Genomic DNA, 19,047 nt, shown 5'->3' on the forward strand with positions numbered 1-19,047 from the left:
GTCGAGGCTAAGAGCTGAACCGAAGTTCAGGTCAAGCGCGCTCGGCCCGGGTTGCTATGTTCAGGCCACCCCACGCCATGGACTGCGGCGGCCCGTCATGTCCCGGCCGTCCGGACACCCCTGCGGTCCGCCCAGCCGACGGCTGCGGCCGCCAGCAGCGAGGCGGTACCGCCGAGGAGTAGCCCGGCGCGGGCGCCGAAGCGGCCGGTGAGGAAACCGACGAGCAGCGCCCCGAGCGGGGTGGTGCCCTGGAACACCAGGGTGTAGAGGGCCATCACCCGGCCGCGGTACAGGGCATCGGTGCCCAGCTGGATCCGGTGGTTGGCCGCCTGCGCGAAGAACACCGACGCGAAGCCGGTGCAGCACAGCAGCACCGCGGCGGTGGTCGGGGTCGGCGCAATTCCCACCAGGGTCTGCAGGATTCCGAACACGGCCGCTGCCGAGGTGACCAGGGTGAAGGCGGGCCGGCCGCGGCGCAGCGTCGTGGCGAGGGCCGCGGCCAGCGAGCCGACCGCGAGCGACGCCGTCAGCAGGCCGAAGGCCGCGGCGTCGGCGTGGAAGACCGTCTTGGCGAGCAGTGGCAGGGTGAGCTGGAAGGTGAACCCCAGCATGCCGACCACGCCGACGAGCACCATCGGCAGCACCAGGTCCCGCCGCGCCGCCAGATGGCTGATACCGTCCCGCACCGGTGCGCGCTCCGGCCGGCGCTCGGCGCGGTGCAACTCACCGGGGCGCATCATCCGCAGCGCGAGAACGGTCGCCGGATAGCTCGCCGCGTTGAGCAGCATCACCCAGCCGGTACCGAAGCACTGGACGAGCAGTCCGGCCGCCGCCGGTCCCACGACCCGTGCCGAGTTGAAGTACGCGGCGCTCAGCGCGGACGCGTTCGGCAGCAGTGGGGCGCCGACCAGCTCGCTGACGAACGCCATCCTGGCGGGTACCTCGAACGCGTTGACCACACCGAGGCCGAGCGCGAACAGACAGACGTGCCACAACCGTACCCGGCCGGTCAGGACCAGGACCGCGAGCAGCACGGCGAGGGTGGCCGAGGCGAGATTCGCCACCGTCAGCAGCAAGCGCTTGTCGTACCGGTCGGCGACCGCTCCGGCGTAGAGCGTGAGCAGGAGCAGCGGGGCGAACTGAAGAGCCGTCACCACGCCCAGGGCCGCGCCCGAGTCACCGGTGAGGGAGAGCACCAGCCAGTCCTGGGCGACGACCATCATCCAGGTGCCGGCCACGGAGACGACCTGGCCGGTGGCGAAGAGGCGGAAGTTGCGGACCGTCAAGGACCGGAAGACGCTGGCGAAGGCACGCTTCGCCGCCGCTCTCCCGCCGCCGGGCGGCCCCGTCCGCTCCCCGCCGCCGCGCGGCCCGGTCCGCCGCGGTTCAGTCGATGCCACGGAAGATGTGCTGGTCAGGGGTCTCCCCTTCTTCCCCGGCGAGCAGCGCGGGCCGTCGGGTGTCGGGCTCCTCGGAGGCCCGCTGCTCCTCCACGAGAACGTCGTGAGTCACGTCTGCCTTCCTTTCGCGAGCGATCGGGTCCGAACGGTCACTGCGGGCCCGCGGGAGAGGGGCGCCGGGCCGGGAGGCTGCGTTCCGCGGCCGGGCGGCGCGGCGTCCCGGGCGAGGAGGCACTCCTCCAGGAAGCCCAGGGCACGCAGGTGGTAGGTGCGGGCCGCCCAGCCGAGGCTGATGTTGTGCCCGGCATCCGGCTGGATGTCGACGGTCACCCTCGGTGCGGCCAGCGGCTCCTTCAGGGCAGCGACGGCCTCCTCGTCGAACCGCCACCACCGCTCGTGCTCGGCGAACGTGAAGCGGACCGGTACCGGGACCCGCGCGGCGATGTCGGGGTACAGCTCCGGCCACAGCGGTCCCTCGCGCGCCTCCTCGAGCGGAACGGGCCGTACGAGGGCGCCGCTGAGCCGGAAGGCGTCCGGCGGGTAGAGCCGCAGGGCGCCCCAGTGCCGGCGCCAGTCTCCGCGCCCGTCCGGGCCGGGCAGCTGGTGCCGCTCCACGGCGAGGCGGCTGCCCAGTCCGGAGATGTCGAGGCCGAGCAGTGCGCTGTCGCCCCGGGCGGCGGCGGCCAGTGCCAGCTTGCCTCCGTTGGAGTGGGCGAGGAGGAAGAGGCCCGCGCCGGTGTCATGACGGGCGGCGAAGTGGGCCAGCGCGGCGTGCAGGGTGGCCGCCTGGTCGTGCACGGCCTGCCCGTCGGGCAGATGGAGGGCCGAGTGTCCGTAGCCGGGGCGGTCCACCGCGAGCACGGTGTACCCGAGCTGGGCTCCGAGTGCCAGGAGCGAGTACCCGGGCCGGGCTCGGCTGTCGAAGTAGCCCGCGCTCATTCCGCCGCCGTGGACGGCGACCACGGTCGCGCGGGGCGGTGTCTGCCGCGGCTCGGCGAGCAGCGCGGAGATCGGGATGCCCGCCGCGTCGAGGACGATGTCGTGAACTGGCGAGCCCTCAGGCGATACAGGCAGCGTCATGGTGTTCTTCCTGTTTCGGAAAGAGGGTGGGACGATGAAATACAATAAGTTCAGATTAGATATGCTGTAATTTTTATATATGTTGGTTAATCCGCTTCTAATGGCTGATGTCCGTCGATAGCGTCACCGGCATGACCATGACCATCACCCCGCTGCCCGCGCAGGTCGGGCGACGCTGCCAGGACACCCTCAACTCGCTGCACTCGACCGTCTACTTCTCCCCCGACCTCGAAATCGGGCTGGCCGACCACGGCATCGACGACTCGATGGCCGTCTATCTGGCGGGCCGTTCCGCTGCCCTGGGACCGGTGGGTCCCGGCGTGGTCACGGCCGCGTTCTACGGCTTCCATCACGAGCTGATCGCCCGGCACATCCCGGGCGTGTGGGCCCAGGCCTCCCCCACCACCGTCCTGGAACTGAGGCTGCGCGCGGCCGACGCCACACTCCGCCGCCATCTGGGCGAATCCCTCGTCAACGGTCCGGAGATGGCCGAGGCCGCAGAGCTGGCCCTGCGGGCCGCCCGCGCGGGCGTCCGGGCAGGGCGCCCGATGTACTCCGCCCACGCCGACCAGCCGGTGCCCGAGGAGCCGCACCTGACGCTGTGGTACGCCGCCACGCTGCTGCGCGAGCACCGCGGCGACTGCCACATCGCGGCGCTGCAGACCGCCGAACTCGGCGGCATCGACGCCCTGGTCTCCCACTCGGCGAGCAGCAGCGGCATGCCGAAGGAGATCGTCATGAGCAAGCGGGGCTGGACGGAGGAGGACTGGGCCGGCGCCGAGGACCGGCTGCGGGTCCGCGGCCTGATGGACGCCGAGGGGCGCCTGACGGCGGCGGGAGTGCGGCTGCGCGAGGACATCGAGGACGAGACGGACCGGCTGGACCGGGCTCCGTACGAGGCCCTGGGGCTCACCGGCGTGACCCAGCTGACCGAGCTGGTGGGCGTCTTCGCCGGCACCGCCGCTGCGACGGGTGCCTTCCCCGCGGAGCTGCTGCAGATCTTCGCCGGGCGCTGACGGCCCGCCGGGCGCCGGCCGGGGGCACCGGGCTCCCGCCGCCGGCGCCCGTGCCGGGTCGGGCGGCGAAACGGCCGCCGGAGGCGATTCACATGACGGGCTTGCCGTCCGGACCGGGACCCGACGCCCAGGTGAGGTGGAAGCCCCACTCCCGGAATCGCCAGCCGGCCGTCGTGCGCACGGCCTCGCCCGTGTAGTGGCCGCCGATGTCGAAGAGCGGCGCCCCACCGTCGTGATGCACATGGGTCGCGATCAGATGGAACCTGACCTGCGCCCGGTCTCCGTCGAGGCGGACGGCATGGTTCGCGCTCAGGTGCAGGGTCCTGTCGAACTTCTGCTTGGCCGCGAGGTGGAACTCCGCCGCGCCCGCGATCCCCTCGTGGGTACCGATGGGGAAGTGCAGCCGCACGTCCTGGGTGAAGACGGTGCCGGGCCAGGACTCGTCGAAACCGTTCTCGTCCTGGGTGTCCAGCAGAATCACATAGCGGTCGATCAGCTCACTGATCGCGGCCCGGTCCGTGAGCTCGCGAACCTGTCTGCGAAGCACCGCCACCTCGGTCGCGAGTTCCTCCGTCGGTCCTTCCAAGCTCGTGGTCACGCAGTGCACCTCTCGGTGTCGATGACGCTTCGTGTCGTTCCGGCTGTCCACCCGGGGGCTCTCAGCTCCACAGGGCACGGGCCGCCCGCCAGCTGCGGGGGGTGCGGTGGTCGGCAGCCTGCTCGGGCCGACGCCAGCGGGGCGGCGCCGGGGACACGTCCTCCTCGGCCGCCGCCCCGGCCGAGCAGGACAGCAGAACCGCGATGAGCGCGGCCAGTTCCTCCTCCGTGGGTGTCCCCTTCTCGACGCGGACGGCGCCGGCCGCGTCGAGAAGGGAGCCGGTTCCGGTCGCCGCGCCTGCCTGCGTTTCCGCCACTCCGGTCACTCCTGTCACTCCTTTTGGCACTTCTGACACTCCTGTCGTCACTGTCGCTGCTGTCCCTGCTGTCGCTTCCGTCACTGCGGGGGATTGCCGTGCTTGCGGGAGGGCAGGTCGGCGTGCTTGGCGCGCAGCATCTCCAGCGAGCGGATCAGCACCGAGCGGGTCTCGCGCGGGTCGATGACGTCGTCGATCAGACCGCGTTCGGCCGCGTAGTAGGGGTGCATCAGCTCGTCCTGGTACTCCTTGATCTTCTGTGCGCGGACGGCGTCGGGGTCGGCCGCCGCGTTGATCTCCCGGCGGAAGATGACGTTGGCAGCGCCCTCGGCACCCATCACGGCGATCTCGTTGGTGGGCCAGGCCAGCGCGAGGTCGGCGCCGATGGAACGGGAGTCCATGACGATGTACGCGCCGCCGTACGCCTTGCGGAGCACCAGGGAGATCCGCGGCACGGTGGCGTTGCAGTACGCGTACAGCAGCTTCGCGCCGCGCCGGATGATCCCGTTGTGCTCCTGGTCCACGCCCGGCAGGAAGCCGGGTACGTCCACCAGCGTCACCAGCGGAATGTTGAAGGCGTCGCAGAACTGCACGAAACGCGCCGCCTTCTCGGACGCCTCGATGTCCAGCACGCCTGCCATGGAGGCGGGCTGGTTGGCGATGAAGCCGACCACATGGCCGTCGAGGCGGGTCAGGGCGCAGACGATGTTGGGTGCCCAGGCAGGGTGGACCTCGAAGTACTCGCCGTCGTCGACGATTTCCTCGATGACGCGCCGGATGTCGTACGCCCGCCCCGCTTCGGCCGGGACCAGGTCCAGGAGGGCTTCGGTGAGCCGGTCGGCAGGGTCATCGGAGCGCACCACGGGCGCCAGCTCACGGTTGTTGGCCGGCAGCAGCGACAGCAGGTAGCGCACGTCCTCGATGCACTGTTCCTCGCCGTCGTAGGCGAAATGGGCCACGCCCGAGGTGCCCGCGTGGACATCGGCGCCACCCAGGCCGTTCTGTGTGATCTCCTCGCCGGTGACCGCCTTGACGACGTCGGGGCCGGTGATGAACATCTGCGAGGTGTCGCGGACCATGAACACGAAGTCGGTGAGCGCGGGGGAGTAGGCCGCGCCGCCCGCGCACGGACCGAGCATGACGCTGATCTGCGGGATGACGCCCGAGGCCCGGGTGTTGCGCTGGAAGATGCCGCCGTAGCCGGCCAACGCCGAGACGCCTTCCTGGATGCGGGCACCGGCCCCGTCGTTGAGCGAGACCAGCGGGGCGCCGGCGGCCTCCGCCAGGTCCATCACCTTGTGGATCTTCTCGGCGTGCGCCTCGCCCAGCGCGCCGCCGAAGATCCGGAAGTCGTGGGCGTAGACGAAGACGGTACGGCCGTGAACCGTGCCCCAGCCGGTGACGACGCCGTCGCTGTAGGGCTTCCTGCGCTCCAGGCCGAAGCCGGATGCCCGATGCCGGCGCAGGGGTTCGACCTCGTTGAAGGACCCCTTGTCCAGCAGGAGCGCGACGCGCTCGTGGGCCGTCAGCTTGCCCCTCGCGTGCTGGCGTTCGGTGGCGGCGGGGTCCGGACCGCACCGCGCGGACTCCTTGATCTCGGCCAGCTCGTCGATGCGGGACTGGATCGTCTCGTGCGTTGCAGGCATGGTGTGGTCACACCCTTTCTGGGTCGGTGGTCGGGCGGCGGCCCTGCGGGGGTGGGCACGGGGCGGGGCGTTCGACGGGGCCACCGGGCAGGGCGCGGTGCCCCGCCCGGTGGGCTCGCCGCATCAGGCCTGGTACGGGTTCCGGGTACGCGCCTCGCGCAGGGCGGTGCCCCACCACACGAGCTGGTCGAGGAGGACCTTGGCGGCGCCCGCCGGACCCGTCTCGTCCTTCGGGCTGCCGTCCGGCCCGAACTGCTCCCAGGCGTTGTGGAAGCTGACGACGTCGCGCACCGTGACCGCGTGCAACTCGGCGAAGACCGGCCGCAGCTGCTCCACCGCGCGCAGACCGCCCGAGAGACCGCCGTAGGAGACGAAGCCGACCGGCTTCGCGCGCCACTGGACGGAGTGCCAGTCGATCAACTGCTTGACCGAGGCCGGGAAGCTGTGGTTGTACTCGGGCGTCACGACGACGAACGCGTCGGCTTCCGCGAGGCGCGGCGACACCTGGGCCAGCGCCTCGGCGGCCGCCGGGGCCGGGTTGAACGACAGCGCGTGCGGCAGCTCGTGGTCCGCCAGGTCGATCACGTCGACCGTCAGGTCGGGGCGTCCGGCTGCCTCGGCGGCGAACCAGTTGCCGACCACGGGGCCGAAGCGGCCCTCGCGGACACTGCTGTTGATCAACGCGAGGCGCAGGGGTCCGTTGGTCATCGGGCTTCCTTTCAGGTGGTGCTGGAGGAGGGGGCAGAGGGTCGGTGGGTGCGGCGCAGGCCCGGCAGGGCGACGAGGAGACCGGCCAGGCCGATGGCGATGACCAGCCACAGCGCCGGGCGGTGGCCCGCGCAGGCGTACACCGCGGCGGTCAGGGCGACGGCCAGTGCGGCCCCCAGCTGGACGGCGGTCTGGTACAGCCCGCTCGCCTCCGCCTGACGGTGTGCCGGAACGGCTGCGGTGGCCTGAATGTGGAAGGCGGCGAAGGCGAGGACGAACGCGGCGCCGAGCAGCAGCATGGTGGGCAGCACATCCGTCGCGTACCGAAGCTGGGTGGAGGCGTCACCGGGGTAGAGCAGATAGCCCAGCGGCGCGGCGGCGGCACCGGCGGCGATCAGCCGGGCGGTGCCGAACCGGGCGGCCATCCGGCCGGAGAACAGGGCGCTGAGCACGAGCGGCGCACTCGCCGGCAGGAAGGCGAGGCCGGTCTGCAGGGGGCTGAGCCCGGCACGCTGCTGCAGTTGGAGGGTGCTCAGCAGGAGCAGGCTCAGATACGAGCCGTTGAGCGTCGCGGCGCCGAGCGCCGACCGCACCAGGGGGCCGTGCCGGAGGAGGTCCAGGCCGAGCAGGGGTTCCGGGGACGTCCGCTCCACCCGTACGTGCGCGAGGGCGAAGACCGCGGCCAGGGCGAACCCGCCGAGGGTGCGCGGGTCGTCCCAGCCCGCCCGCGGTCCGCAGCTGATCGCCAGGACCAGGAACAGGCACGCGGCCGCGAGGGTGAGGGCGCCTGCCACGTCGTAGCGGCGCGGCCTGGCGCGGCCCGCGGCGTCGGCGGGGACCAGACGCAGGGCGGCGAGGAACAGCAGCAGCGCGACGGGGGCCGGGAAGGCGAACGTCCAGCGCCAGCCGATCTCGGTGAGGAACCCTGAGACCAGCAGGCCGGTGGCGAATCCGCCCGCGCCGAACAGGGAGTAGACCGAGATCGCGCGGCTGCGGGCGGGGCCCTCCGGGAACGCCGACACGATGATCGCGAGCCCGGTGGGCGCGGTGAGCGCGGCGCAGAATCCCTTGACGAACCGGGTGGCGATGAGCAGTTCCGGACCCTCGGCGAGGGCGCCGGCCAGGGAGGCCGCGGCGAAGACCAGGAGAGCGGTCAGGTAGACGGGCCTGCGGCCGAGGATCGCAACGACGCGGCCACCGAACAGCAGCAGTGAACCGAAACCTGCGGCGAATCCGCTGATCACCCACTGGAGCTGGGTGGGGGCGAGCCCCAGGTCAGTGCCGATGTCGGGCAGGGCCACGAGGGCGACGGACACCTCCAGGGCGTCGATCAGCATGTTGCCCGCGAGCACGAAGAGCAGGCCCCACAGGGCCGGTGAGAGGCGGCCGTCGGACGGGGTGGTGGTGCGCGTGTGCGTCGAAAAGGTCATGGTCCCGCTCCGCCGGAAGGGTGGTCGAGGGGCGCCCGGCCGCTTCGGCGGCGGCCTCGGCGGCCGGGTGGGGAAGGTTGGCCGGCCACGTCGGGGGATGTCCGTGGCCGGTCGGTCGGGGTGCCGGGCGGGTCAGCCCAGCAGGGTGCCGCCGGTGGCGTCGATGAAGGCGCCGGTGATCCAGCGGGCCTCGTCGGTGGCGAGGAAGGCCACCACATCGGCGATGTCCTCCGGCTCGCCGACCCGGCCGAAGGCGGACAGCTGCGCCATCTGCTCGACCGCCTCGGGGATGTCGAAGACCGGGTTGCCGTTGCGGGTGATGCCCGGCGCGACGCTGTTGACGGTGATGCGGCGCGGTCCGAGGTGCTTGGCGAAGTGCAGCGTCAGCTGTTCGACGGCGCCCTTGGTCATGGCGTAGGCGATCTCGTCCGGGTTCGCGACGCGCGTCAGGCCGGAGGAGATGTTGATGACGCGTCCGCCGTCCCGCAGGTTCTTCAGGGCCCGCTGGACGAGGAAGAACGGCGCCTTGGCGTTGACCGCGAAGATCCGGTCGAACGTCTCCGGCGTGGTGTCCTCCGGCTTGACGCCGCCCATCACGCCCGCGTTGTTGACCAGGATGTCGAGATCGGTGGAGCCGGTCCGCTCGCGCAGCCCCTCCTCCAGACCGAGGAAGAGCTCGTGGACGTCGCCGGGGACGCCCAGTTCGGCGCGGACGGTGAAGGCACGGCCGCCGTCCTTCTCGATCGTCTCGACCACGTCGGCCGCGGCGTCCTCGCTGCTGGTGTAGTGCACGGCGACCAGTGCGCCCTCGGCCGCCAGCCGCAGGGCGGTGGCGCGCCCCATGCCGCGGCTCGCGCCGGTGACCAGCGCGGTCCTGCCCGTGAGCTTTGCCATGTCGGTTCTCCAGTTCTTCGGGGTTACGGGGGCGGACGTCCGGGCCACGCGCGCCGGACCCACGACGGCGGTGACGGACCCGGCGGTGACAGGTCCGGCGGTGTCGGGTCCCGCGGCGGAGGGCTCGCCGAACCAGCGCCGCAGCGCCGCCGTGCTCTGCGCGGCGCCGGTGCCCGCCCAGGCCACGTAGCCGTCGGGCCGCACGAGCAGGGCCTCGGTGTCCCCGGGGCCGCCGTCCACGGTGCGCACCAGCTCCGCCCAGGGCGCTGCCGCGGTGTACAGCTCGGTGGCACCGGGCGGCACGATGAACAGGCCCTGCCCGGTGCGCAGCAGCTCGGCGGTGCGCACGGGGGTGCCCCGGAGGGCCGCCTCGCGGGGCGGCAGCCGCCGTCCGGTCGGCGGCCGGCCGGCGCCGTCGCCCATGTCGTACGCGACGTCGAGTCCGGAGATCATCCCGGCCAGCCGGATGCGGACGTCCTGCAGCGGCATCAGCTCGGCCAGCACCTCGCGCAGGGCGTTGACCTCGGGTCCGCCGAGCAGCAGTCGCGCCTGGGCGGCGATGTTGCCGAGCACCCAGGCACCGACCGGATGCCGTTCGGCGTGATAGGTGTCCAGCAGGCCGTCGGGGACGCGCCCGGTGACCCGGGCGGCCAGTTTCCAGCCGAGGTTGACCGCGTCCTGGAGGCCGAGGTTGAGGGCCTGGCCACCGATCGGCATCTGCCGGTGGGCGGCGTCGCCGGCCAGCAGCAGGGGGCCGCGCCGGTAGGCGGTGACCTGACGGTTCGCGTCGCCGAAGGAGTTCACCCACAGCGGTGTGCCGCCGCCGAGGTCCTCACCGGTGACCCGCTTCCAGGCGTCCACGACGTCGGCGAACTCCGGCCGGCCGGGCCGCGGCCGGGCACCGAACTCGTGCACCATCACCCGGGTCACGCCGTCGGGACGGCGGGCCGCGATGGCCAGTCCCGCAGGCAGCCGTTCGAACCGCCGGTTGGGAATCCGGACGCCCGCCACGTCCGCGCGCAGCAGTTCACGGACGGCGTCGGTACCGGGGAAGCCGAACCCGCCGAGCCGGCGCACGGCGCTGTCCTCGCCGTCGCAGCCGACCAGGTACGGGGCCCGGAGCAGCTGGATCCGCCCGGCCGGGCCGCGCACCTCCGCCTCAACCCCGGCATCGGTGATCCGCAGCCCGGTCACCTCGTGACCGCGCCGCACGTCCGCGCCGAGCTCTGCGGCCCGGGCCCCCAGCAGTTCCTCCAGCCGGGTCTGCAGGACCTTCCACTGGCCCGGGTGGGAGCTGGGAAGGGTCAGGTCCAGCGGGAGGCCGCCGAAGTGGCCGCGCGGCTCGTCGGGGATCTTCCCCAGCGGGTCCAGCAGGCCCCGCCCGTCGAGGATCTCCATGGTGCGCGCGTGCAGGGTGGAAGCCCGCGATTCCGTGGTCGGTTCGGTCAGCTGCTCCAGGACCACGACGTCCGCGCCTCCGAGCCGCAGCTCGCAGGCGAGCATCAGTCCGACCGGACCCGCGCCGACCACGATCACCTGAGTGGTGATCCAGCCCTGGGCCATGGTCAGGCCCGGGCTTCCGCGTAGTCCTTGGCGTGGCCGAGGGTGGCGCGGCTGTTGGTGCTCAGGGCGTCCCGGACAAAGGTCTTGGCGTCCTCGACCGTGGCGTCTTCGCCCAGAATCCGCGCGATGTTCGCGGTGTTGATCGTGACGGTGTGCTGCGAAGAGGCGGCGACGCCGGTCTCCGTGTCGGCGAACGTCCAGTAGCCGGTGTGCAGGGTCATCAGCGCCGGCAGGGTGACCTGCTTGTACGCGATCCTCCGGTGCGGGAAGGTCACCCGGTACGACTTGGTGGTGTGCGTCGAACCGTCCTTGGCGCGGGTGTCCATCTCCAGTGTCTGCAGGCCGGGAGTGTCCTCCGTGAGCCGGACGGTCGCCACGTGCGGCAGCCGCTCGGACCACAGGTCGGCCTCGTTGACGAAGTCGTAGACGTCCTTGGCGGAACCCGCGATGTGCACGGTGTCCTCGAAGGAGAAAGTCAGGTCCTCGGCGGCGTGGGCGAGTTCCACGTTCTTCTTCAGCGCTGCCAGCTCGGAGCGGGAGTTGCGGTCGACGGCCTCGTCGATCCACTCCAGACCCTCGGGATCGTCGTCGACGGCCCGGTAGTCGTGCAGCAGCCGCACCCGGGACTCCGTCGCGGAGACGGGCTCGATGATCCAGGTGCCTCCCATGGCGGCGACCGGCGGGGTGCTGACCTCCTGGCGGAACTCGATCCGCAGGTTCTCCCGATCGAGGATCCGGCGCGACGTCCAGTTCTTGGCCTCGCCGTTGGCGGTGGCCCAGATGCGTATGCGCTCGGTGTCACCGTCCTGTTCGACGTGGTCGACGTAGATGGTGGGCGGGAAGATGCGCGGCCAGTTCCGCACCTCGGCGATGAGCCGGTAGACGGCCTCGGCCGGTGCGGCGACGGTGATCTCGTGCTCGACCTCACGGGTCGTCATCGTGAACTACTCCTTGAGCGCGGGACGTTGGACGGGACCGTCAGAAGTTGCCGAGGCCGCCGCAGACGTTGAGGGCCTGCGCGGTGATGGAGGCGGCGGTGTCGGAGGCCAGGTAGCCGACCAGGCCGGCGACCTCGTCCGGCGTGGAGTAGCGGCCGAGCGGGATCTTCGCCTGGAACTTCGCCAGGATCTGCTCCTCGGTGGCGTCGTAGGCGGCGGCGTAGCCCTGCCTGACCCGCTGCGCCATCGGCGTCTCGACGTAGCCCGGGCAGACCGCGTTGACGGTGATGCCGGTCGGGGCCAGCTCGTTGCCGAGGGCCTTGGTGAAGCCGACGACACCGTGCTTGGAGGCCGAGTACGGAGCGCCCAGGACGACGCCCTGCTTGCCGGCGGTCGACGCGATGTTGATGATGCGGCCCCGGTCCTTGGTGCGCATGCCGCCGGTGTTCAGCACCGCCTTCGTGACCCGGAAGACGCTGTTGAGGTTGGTGTCGATCACGTCGTGCCACAGCTCGCTGTCGATGTCGGCGGTGACCCCGCCCCCGCTGCGGCCGGCGTTGTTCACCAGCACGTCGACGGTTCCGAAACGGTCCACGGCAGCCTGCACGAAGGCGTCGACGTCGTCGCCCGAGCGGACGTCGACCGTGGTGCCGTCCACGTCCAGGCCCTCGGCCTGGAGTTCCTTGACGGTCCGGGCCACGTTCTCGGAGTTGCGCGCGCCGATGAACACACGGTGGTTCCCGGCGGCCAGCAGACGGGCGACGGCGAGCCCGATTCCGCTGGTGGCACCGGTGACGAGGGCGACCCGCTGATCCTGCTGCGGCATGTTCTCTTCTCTCCAAAGGGGGAGGGGCAAGGTGACGGAAGCGGCCGCCGGGTGGGGCCGGCGGCCGCGGTGGGGCTGGGACGTCCCGCGTGGGGATGGGGCGGCCGATATGTGGGGGTGAGGCCGATGTGGGGGTGGGGGCCCAGGTGGGGCTACGACGCGACGAGTTTCTGGAGGTAGCCGTTGATGCCCGCGACGAGGCTGCGCGGGGTGCGGTGGTCGGTGAAGACGTCGTCGTCCAGCGAGATGCCGTACTCGCGCTCGATCCGGCCGCCGGTCTCCAGCAGGGCCAGCGACTCGTAGCCCAGCTCCTCGAAGTCGGTGTCGAGGATGTCGCCGTCGAGGTCGACGCCCTCGTCGGTGCCGGCGCCCTCACGCAGGATGCGCTTGAGGTCCTCAAGGGTGAACTTCTGCTCGGACATGGGGTCCTTTCATGAGGTGTGCCGCATCCGGGCGGATGCGGGGAAGAGGCGGTCAGTCGGTCGCGCGGACCACGAGCGCCGAGTTGAAGCCGCCGTAGCCGCGGGCCAGCACGAGTGCGGTGCGTGCCGAGGCGGTACGCGGCTGCCCGGTCACCAGGTCGATGTCGTAGGAGGTCGACCGTTCGACGTTGGTGGTGGGCGGGATCAGCCCCTCGCGGATGGCGAGCAGTGCGGAGACCACGTCCACCGGGGCGGCGCCCGAGTACAGGCGGCCGATCATCGTCTTGGGCGCGGTGACCGGAACCCCGAACGGACCGAAGACGGCGGCGATGGCCTCGGCCTCCTGGCGGTCCAGCGACGGGGTGGCGGCGGCGTCCGCGAAGACCACGTCGACGTCGCCGGCCTCGACTCCGGCGTCGGCGAGCGCGATCTCGATCGCACGGCGCAGGCCGGGCTCGCGGCCGCTGCCGGGCCTGGGGTCGAAGGTGGCTCCGTAGCCGGCGATCTCGCCGTAGATGTTCTCCGCGCCGCGTTCGCGGGCCGTGCGCTCCTCCTCCAGGATCAGCAGCGCCCCACCCTCGCCGGGCACATAGCCCTGGGCGTGGTCGTCGAAGGGCAGATAGGCCCGGTCGGGCTCATCGCTGGTGGAGAGCCGGCCGCCGGCGAGCTGCGCGGCCCAGCCCCAGGGGCAGACCGAGGCGTCGAAGCCACCCGAGACGATCAGCTTGCTGCCCTTGCGGATCTGCCGGCGCGCCTGGGCGATGGCGTCGAGTCCGCCGGCGTGATCGCTGACGACCACGCCGCTGGGCCCGCGCATGCCGTTGCGGATGGAGATCTGGCCGCTGTTGACCGCGTAGAACCAGGCGAAGGACTGGTAGGCACTGACGTACCGGCTGCCTTGGCTCCACAGCTTCTTGAGTTCGTTCTGGCCGAACTCGAACCCGCCCGAGGTGGAGGCCGTCACGACGCCCATGTCGTACTCGGGGATGTCGCCGGGCGACACGTCCGCGTCCGCGAAGGCGCAGTCGGCGGCAACCAGGGCGAGCTGGGTCATCCGGTCGGTCTGCGGGATCAGCCTGCTCGGCAGGTGGTCCCCGACCTCGAAGCCGCGGATCTCACCGGCGAGCCGGGCCGGGTACTGCGCGGCGTCGAACCGTGCGATGGGGCCGATGGCGTTCTTGCCGACCCGGGTGGCGGACCAGAATTCCTCCACGCCGAGCCCGTTGGCGGTGGCGACACCGATACCGGTGACGACTGTCCTGGCACTCACGAGACGCTCCTCTCGGGGCGGGCCAGCACCATCGCGCTCTGGAACCCGCCGAATCCGCTGCCGACCGTGAGCACCGCGTCGGTCAGCTGGTCCCGCGCGACGAGCGGGACGTAGTCGAGATCGCACTCGGGGTCGGGGGTGTGCAGGTTCGCCGTGGGGGGCACCACGTTGTTCTCCATGGCCAGCACGGACGCGGCGATCTCGATCGATCCGATCGCGCCCAGCGAGTGGCCCACCATCGACTTGATGGAGCTCACCGGGGTGCGGTAGGCGTGCTCGCCGAGGCTCAGCTTGAACGCCGCGGTCTCGTGGCGGTCGTTCTGCTTGGTCCCGGAGCCGTGCGCGTTGATGTAGTCGAGTTCTTCGGGGTTCATCCGCGCCTCGGCCAGCGCCACCTTGATCGCCTCGGCCATCTCGCGGCCGTCGGGGCGCAGGCCCGTCATGTGGAAGGCGTTGCAGCGGGAGGCGTAGCCCGCGATCTCCGCGTAGATGTGCGCTCCCCGCCGCCTGGCGCTGTCGAGTTCCTCCAGGACGAAGACGGCGGCGCCCTCGCCGAGGACGAAGCCGTTGCGGGTGCCATCGAAGGGGCGTGAGGCGTGCTCGGGATCGTCGTTGCGCGGCGTGGTCGCCTTGATCGCGTCGAAGCAGGCCATGGTGATCGGCGAGATCGGGGCATCGGTGGCGCCGGCGACCATCACGTCGGTGGTGCCTTCGCGGATCAGCTCGACGGCGTGACCGACCGAGTCGAGCCCGGAGGTGCAGCCGGTGGACACCACGGTGGCCGGGCCCTCGGCACCGACCGCCCAGGCGACCTCGGCCGAGAACGAGCTCGGCACGAAGTAGTTGTAGAGGTGCGGCGCGGCGTACCGGTCGTCGACCAGGTCGAGCCGGCCGTCGTCGCTGACGACCCGGTACTCGTCGTCGAGTCCGGTGGTCGCGCCGACCGCGCTGCCGATGGTGACCCCGGTGCGGTGCGGGTCGAACCCGGCCAGGTCGAGCCCGCTGTCGGCGAGCGCCTCACGTGCAGCCACCACGCCGAACTGGGCGGCGCGGTCCATGCGGCGGATCTCCTGCGGAGTCAGCCCGTGCAGCTCGGGGTCGAAGTCGGCCTCCGCCGCGACCCTGGAGCGGAACTGAGTGGGGTCGAAGAAGGTGATGCCCCTGGTCGCCGTGCGTCCATCGCTCAGCAGATTCCAGAAATTCTTGACGCCTATACCGCCCGGCGCCAGCACCCCGACTCCCGTTATCACTACACGGCGGCCCACGAGTGAGCACCTCCCCTCATGTCGGCGTACGACGGCTTCACCGAGAAGCCGTCCAGTCATAGAAACGCGTGGCCATGGCATCGGCCGGGGAACGCCACGTCTCCGGGTCGTAGGCCTCGATGAACGGCTTGAGATCCTGGCTGATCTGAACGAACCGCGGGTCGGTCTTGGCTTCCTCGATGAGTTCACCGCCGTTGTCCGCGTCGAAGTCCTGCAGATGGAAATACAGGCCCTGGTACGCGAAGAGCTGGCGTCGTCGGGTGCCCATGCGGTGCGGCATTTCGGTCCGGTCGAACTCCGTGAAGAGCCGGGCGACGTCCGCGCTCGAGGCGAGGTCCATCCGGGCCACGATCAGGGTGCTGTGCATCTCGTCTCTCTTTCGTGGGTCAACGGGGAGCTGCGGGACTGAACAGACGGATGAAGTCGGCCACTCCGCGGCCGACGAGCATGTCGGTCTCGAACTCCGGGAGCGGGCACGCTCCGTGGAAGGAGCGCTGGACGACGCCGCCCGTGACCAGCTGGATGAACCGCTCGGCGGCGTGGTCGGCGTCGGTGATGTCCAGCAGCCCCAGCTCCGCGAGGCGTTCGAGCCGGCGTCCCAGCTCCCGCCGGGCCTGCCGGGGTCCGGCGCTCTGCCACATCTCCAGCAGCCCGGCGGGCAGCCGGCCGATCTCGGCACCGATGTGCCGGATGATGGCGAAGTGCTCGGGGAAGTCCGTCAGCGGCGCGAGCCAGGCGCGACCGAGCGCAGCGAGGTCCCGCTCCAGGTCGGTGACCTCGACCAGGTGTTCCTCGGCTGCGACGGTCAGCGCGGCGGCGACCTGGGCGGCGCTCTCCAGCAGGACGGACAGCAGCAGCCGCTCCTTGTCCCGGAAGTAGTGCTCGACCGTCTCCGGTGCGACGCCCGCCCGGGCCGCGATGTCCTCGGCGGTGGTGTGCGTCCAGCCCTCGCGGGCGAAGACGTCACGGGCCGCCTGTACGACGTCCCGCCGCTCCTCCGCCGAACCCGCCTGGACGCGGGTGATCGTTGCTGTCGGCGTGGCCATGAGTGCTCCTTGGGTCGATGTACGGTCCGATTGCCGTGCACGGCCGGTCACGCCGACCGGGGCCGGCCGAACCAGCGCTCCAGCGCCATGGGCAGGTCGTGGTGGGTGCCGGGCGCGGCCCAGGCGACGTATCCGTCGGGGCGGATCAGCACGGCCGTGGTGCCGCGCAGCCCGGCTGCCTCGGAGACGGCCGCCGGCAGGCCGGTGACGACGTCCACCCGGTCGGACCAGGCGGCGGCCCGGGCGCGCAGCTTCGGGTTGTCCGCGAGGTCCAGGAGCACGCCGCGGGCGGAGTGCAGCAGCTCGGTGCTGCTGGTCCGGCGGTCGCCGACGGTCAGGTCGAGGTGCGGCATGCGCCTGCCGAGCAGCGGGTGGGTGCCGCTGCCCACGTCGTACGAGATCTCCAGGCCGCTGACCATGGCGGCGAGGTGCCGGCTGACGTCCTCGAACCGGATGAGTTCGCTGAACACGTCGCGCAGCGGCTGGATCTCGGGGCCGCTGAGGAAGAGCAGGCCCTGGGCACGGGTGTTCATCAGCAGCCGCCGGCCCACTGCGTGCCGCTCGCTGTGGTAGGTGTCCAGCAGGTCCCGCGGGGCCCGGTCCTTGACGGTTGCGGCGAGCTTCCAGCCGAGGTTCACGGCGTCCTGGATGCTGGTGTTCATGCCCTGTCCGCCGGCCGGCAGGTGGGTGTGCGCGGAGTCACCCGCGAGGATGACCCGTCCGCGGCGGTACTCGGTGACCTGGCGGGTCGCGTCGCCGAACGAGCTGACCCACACCGGTTCGGCGTGCGAGATGTCCTCGCCGGTCAGCCGCTTCCAGGCGTCGGCGACCTCCGTGAAGGGCGGCGGGGTGTCGCGCCGCCGGGGCGGGGTGCCGCGCTCGCAGACGATGATCCGGGTGATGCCGCCGGGCAGCGGGCCGACCATGACCATGCCGCCGGGCAGGGTCTCGCCGATCATGCGCGGCTGGAGCTCGACGCCCTTCAGGTCCGCGAGGAACATCTCCATCGTCGCGGGGGTGCCGGGGAAGTCGAAACCCGCGGACTTGCGTACCGTGCTGCGCCCGCCGTCGCAGCCGACGAGGTAGGCGGCGCGCAGGGTGTGGGTGCCCTCGGGGCCGCGGACCTCGACCGTGACGCCGTCCTCGTCCTCGTCGAGGGAGAGCAGCTCGTGGCTGCGGCGGAGGTCCGCGCCGAGGCTGGTGGCCCACTCCTCCAGGTGGGTCTCGGTGACGGACTGCGGCACGGTCTTGGCGGCCTGCCAGGCCCCCTCGAGCACACCGAAGTCGACGGGCAGGCCGCCGAAGTGACCCTGCGTGCTGGTCTCGACCTCACCGAACCGGGACAGGATTCCCCGCTGGTCGAAGACCTCCATGGTCCGCGCGGTGAAACCCAGGCCCCGGGATTCGCCGGTGCGCTCGTCGAGGCGTTCGAGGACGATGACGTCGACCCCCGCGAGCCGCAGTTCCGCGGCGAGCGTGAGCCCGGCCGGTCCCGCGCCCACGACGATCACTTCGGCGTCCAGGTTCCTCTCCTCGGCCATCTAAGGGATTCCTTCCGAGTCAGCGCATCCGTGTGTGGACGAACCTGCGGGCACGCCAGCGGACGAGATGCGAGAGCTGTTGATGGGAATTGCGAAGTCAGAAAGAGAATTCGTTCCGGCGCACAGCGGACGAGGCGCCGCGGAACAGGCCGACGGACGGTGCCCGGGCAACATGGCGGGCGAGAAACCACGCGTCGATCGCGCCAGGGATTGCGAGGCTAGACATCAGCTTCTTCGGAATCGGACGCCGTTTCAATGCGCGCACCTTCAGGTCTGCGCAATGTTTTGTCAGGCATTCGCAGGGCCGACAGAGACGGGTGAGACGAACATCAGGTGAATGCAAAACACCCCCCGCCCGGGAACGGGCGCGGGGGTGTGAGCCTGGGTGTCAGGTATGCCGTGCGGCCGGTCCGGGCCGGGCTATCCGAGGGCCGCACCGGAGCGCAGGGCCCCGTAGAGGGTGGCCTCGGACTGCGCGCCGGACATCGGCGGCACCCCGTCGACGACGAACACGGGAACGCCCCGCACGCCCTGGCCGCGGACGTACTCCAGGCGCTGCTTCAGCTCCTCGGCGCTGCCGGTGGACGCCTCGTCGTCGGTGCGGACGCCCACCTCGGCGGCCAGGCGGGCCAGCACCTCGGGGTCACCGATGTGCAGGCCGTCGGTGAAGTGGGCACGGAACAGCCGCTCCGTCATCTCCTCGGCGCGACCCTGGCGGCCGGCCAGCAGGATCAGCCGGTGCGCCTCGAAGGTGCCGGTGGCCACGGCCCGTTCGTAGTCGAGACGCAGGCCCTCGTCGGCGGCCCGCTCGGCGAGCGCCAGGGCATCGGTCACCGCGTGCTCGCCGAAGACGCGGCGCAGCACCTCCAGCAGCGGGCCGCCGGTGGTCGGCGCGCCGGGTGCCAGCTCGAAGGGCAGGATGTCCAGCCGGACGTCCACGCCCTCCTCGCGCAGGCGGGCGGCGGCCCGGGCGTACCGGGTCCAGCCGATGTACGAGTGGGCGCAGATCACGTCCACCACGATCTCCGCCCGCACCGCGGTCTGCTGCTCCATGTCCGGTTCTCCTCAGGGTGTGTGTCTCGCGTTCG

The 19,047-nt window shown here is 71.5% G+C and carries 19 protein-coding genes; 1 reads left to right on the plus strand and 18 read right to left on the minus strand.

All coding sequences use genetic code 11. The annotated features are described in order from the left end of the window. Positions 1-95: 95 nt before the first annotated feature. The 3 genes from ACIBJF_RS39545 to ACIBJF_RS39555 are packed head-to-tail and all read right to left on the minus strand — an operon-like array spanning position 96 to position 2,480. On the minus strand, positions 96-1,400 hold the full coding sequence (locus ACIBJF_RS39545; protein ID WP_399181358.1) for an MFS transporter: 1,305 nt from the start codon (positions 1,398-1,400) through the stop codon (positions 96-98). Continuing rightward, positions 1,387-1,512: a hypothetical protein gene (locus ACIBJF_RS39550; RefSeq protein ID WP_399181360.1), complete on the minus strand. Its 126-nt coding sequence runs from the start codon at positions 1,510-1,512 to the stop codon at positions 1,387-1,389. The genes ACIBJF_RS39545 and ACIBJF_RS39550 overlap by 14 nt, the downstream gene beginning before the upstream one ends. Continuing rightward, positions 1,509-2,480 (minus strand): alpha/beta hydrolase, encoded by a 972-nt coding sequence (locus tag ACIBJF_RS39555; protein ID WP_399181362.1) that lies wholly within the window; start codon positions 2,478-2,480, stop codon positions 1,509-1,511. The genes ACIBJF_RS39550 and ACIBJF_RS39555 overlap by 4 nt, the downstream gene beginning before the upstream one ends. Positions 2,481-2,617: 137 nt before the next feature. Here ACIBJF_RS39555 and ACIBJF_RS39560 point away from each other — a divergent pair, with 137 nt between their 5' ends. Further along, positions 2,618-3,496 (plus strand): hypothetical protein, encoded by an 879-nt coding sequence (locus ACIBJF_RS39560; RefSeq protein WP_399181403.1) that lies wholly within the window; start codon positions 2,618-2,620, stop codon positions 3,494-3,496. Between the two features lie 88 nt (positions 3,497-3,584). Here the strand turns inward: ACIBJF_RS39560 and ACIBJF_RS39565 are convergent, their stop codons facing one another. The 15 genes from ACIBJF_RS39565 to ACIBJF_RS39635 all read right to left on the minus strand — a co-directional run bounded on the left by ACIBJF_RS39565 (position 3,585) and on the right by ACIBJF_RS39635 (position 19,012). Continuing rightward, positions 3,585-4,094 (minus strand): nuclear transport factor 2 family protein, encoded by a 510-nt coding sequence (locus ACIBJF_RS39565; RefSeq protein ID WP_399181363.1) that lies wholly within the window; start codon positions 4,092-4,094, stop codon positions 3,585-3,587. A 61-nt stretch (positions 4,095-4,155) separates the two neighbouring features. Then, on the minus strand, positions 4,156-4,419 hold the full coding sequence (locus ACIBJF_RS39570; protein WP_399181364.1) for an acyl-CoA carboxylase subunit epsilon: 264 nt from the start codon (positions 4,417-4,419) through the stop codon (positions 4,156-4,158). A gap of 71 nt (positions 4,420-4,490) precedes the next feature. Beyond that, the gene (locus tag ACIBJF_RS39575; protein WP_399181365.1) at positions 4,491-6,056 is read right to left on the minus strand and encodes an acyl-CoA carboxylase subunit beta; all 1,566 of its coding nucleotides are present in this window, start codon (positions 6,054-6,056) and stop codon (positions 4,491-4,493) included. A 123-nt stretch (positions 6,057-6,179) separates the two neighbouring features. Then, a complete protein-coding gene (locus ACIBJF_RS39580) occupies positions 6,180-6,764 on the minus strand; it encodes an NADPH-dependent FMN reductase (protein WP_399181367.1) in 585 nt (194 codons plus the stop codon). Positions 6,765-6,775: 11 nt separating this feature from the next. Next, positions 6,776-8,194 carry an MFS transporter gene (locus ACIBJF_RS39585; RefSeq protein WP_399181369.1) on the minus strand — a complete coding sequence of 473 codons (1,419 nt, stop codon included), beginning with the start codon at positions 8,192-8,194 and terminating at the stop codon, positions 6,776-6,778. Positions 8,195-8,326: 132 nt separating this feature from the next. Beyond that, on the minus strand, positions 8,327-10,651 hold the full coding sequence (locus tag ACIBJF_RS39590; protein ID WP_399181371.1) for an SDR family oxidoreductase: 2,325 nt from the start codon (positions 10,649-10,651) through the stop codon (positions 8,327-8,329). 2 nt (positions 10,652-10,653) lie between these two features. Further along, entirely contained in the window at positions 10,654-11,589 is a 936-nt protein-coding gene (locus ACIBJF_RS39595; RefSeq protein ID WP_399181373.1) for an aromatase/cyclase, read from the minus strand. 40 nt (positions 11,590-11,629) lie between these two features. Beyond that, entirely contained in the window at positions 11,630-12,415 is a 786-nt protein-coding gene (gene fabG / locus ACIBJF_RS39600) for a 3-oxoacyl-ACP reductase FabG (RefSeq protein ID WP_399181375.1), read from the minus strand. Between the two features lie 152 nt (positions 12,416-12,567). Next, positions 12,568-12,837 (minus strand): acyl carrier protein, encoded by a 270-nt coding sequence (locus ACIBJF_RS39605; protein ID WP_399181378.1) that lies wholly within the window; start codon positions 12,835-12,837, stop codon positions 12,568-12,570. 52 nt (positions 12,838-12,889) lie between these two features. Then, positions 12,890-14,107, minus strand: coding sequence for a ketosynthase chain-length factor (locus ACIBJF_RS39610; protein WP_399181380.1), 1,218 nt, complete (start codon positions 14,105-14,107; stop codon positions 12,890-12,892). Beyond that, complete coding sequence (locus ACIBJF_RS39615; protein ID WP_399181382.1) at positions 14,104-15,432, minus strand: beta-ketoacyl-[acyl-carrier-protein] synthase family protein; 1,329 nt, start codon at positions 15,430-15,432, stop codon at positions 14,104-14,106. Before ACIBJF_RS39615 ends, ACIBJF_RS39610 begins: the two co-directional genes overlap by 4 nt. Further along, positions 15,410-15,739 carry a TcmI family type II polyketide cyclase gene (locus ACIBJF_RS39620; RefSeq protein ID WP_399181384.1) on the minus strand — a complete coding sequence of 110 codons (330 nt, stop codon included), beginning with the start codon at positions 15,737-15,739 and terminating at the stop codon, positions 15,410-15,412. The genes ACIBJF_RS39615 and ACIBJF_RS39620 overlap by 23 nt, the downstream gene beginning before the upstream one ends. A 19-nt stretch (positions 15,740-15,758) precedes the next feature. Further along, positions 15,759-16,418: a TetR/AcrR family transcriptional regulator gene (locus ACIBJF_RS39625; protein WP_399181386.1), complete on the minus strand. Its 660-nt coding sequence runs from the start codon at positions 16,416-16,418 to the stop codon at positions 15,759-15,761. A gap of 47 nt (positions 16,419-16,465) precedes the next feature. Beyond that, positions 16,466-17,941, minus strand: a complete 1,476-nt coding sequence (locus ACIBJF_RS39630) for an FAD-dependent monooxygenase (protein ID WP_399181405.1) — start codon at positions 17,939-17,941, stop codon at positions 16,466-16,468. A 438-nt stretch (positions 17,942-18,379) separates the two neighbouring features. Then, entirely contained in the window at positions 18,380-19,012 is a 633-nt protein-coding gene (locus tag ACIBJF_RS39635; RefSeq protein WP_399181388.1) for a DsbA family protein, read from the minus strand. Positions 19,013-19,047: the final 35 nt, after the last annotated feature.

This window comes from Streptomyces sp. NPDC050743 (genome assembly GCF_044456925.1).
GTDB lineage: Bacteria > Actinomycetota > Actinomycetes > Streptomycetales > Streptomycetaceae > Streptomyces.

Coding starts and splice junctions, on each gene's coding strand:
- ACIBJF_RS39555 (WP_399181362.1), bottom strand. CDS start 2,480: ATGACGCTGCCTGTATCGCCTGAGGGCTCGCCAGTTCACGACATCGTC.
- ACIBJF_RS39560 (WP_399181403.1), top strand. CDS start 2,618: ATGACCATCACCCCGCTGCCCGCGCAGGTCGGGCGACGCTGCCAGGAC.
- ACIBJF_RS39575 (WP_399181365.1), bottom strand. CDS start 6,056: ATGCCTGCAACGCACGAGACGATCCAGTCCCGCATCGACGAGCTGGCC.
- ACIBJF_RS39580 (WP_399181367.1), bottom strand. CDS start 6,764: ATGACCAACGGACCCCTGCGCCTCGCGTTGATCAACAGCAGTGTCCGC.
- ACIBJF_RS39585 (WP_399181369.1), bottom strand. CDS start 8,194: ATGACCTTTTCGACGCACACGCGCACCACCACCCCGTCCGACGGCCGC.
- ACIBJF_RS39590 (WP_399181371.1), bottom strand. CDS start 10,651: ATGGCCCAGGGCTGGATCACCACTCAGGTGATCGTGGTCGGCGCGGGT.
- ACIBJF_RS39595 (WP_399181373.1), bottom strand. CDS start 11,589: ATGACGACCCGTGAGGTCGAGCACGAGATCACCGTCGCCGCACCGGCC.
- fabG (WP_399181375.1), bottom strand. CDS start 12,415: ATGCCGCAGCAGGATCAGCGGGTCGCCCTCGTCACCGGTGCCACCAGC.
- ACIBJF_RS39605 (WP_399181378.1), bottom strand. CDS start 12,837: ATGTCCGAGCAGAAGTTCACCCTTGAGGACCTCAAGCGCATCCTGCGT.
- ACIBJF_RS39615 (WP_399181382.1), bottom strand. CDS start 15,432: ATGACTGGACGGCTTCTCGGTGAAGCCGTCGTACGCCGACATGAGGGG.
- ACIBJF_RS39620 (WP_399181384.1), bottom strand. CDS start 15,739: ATGCACAGCACCCTGATCGTGGCCCGGATGGACCTCGCCTCGAGCGCG.
- ACIBJF_RS39625 (WP_399181386.1), bottom strand. CDS start 16,418: ATGGCCACGCCGACAGCAACGATCACCCGCGTCCAGGCGGGTTCGGCG.
- ACIBJF_RS39635 (WP_399181388.1), bottom strand. CDS start 19,012: ATGGAGCAGCAGACCGCGGTGCGGGCGGAGATCGTGGTGGACGTGATC.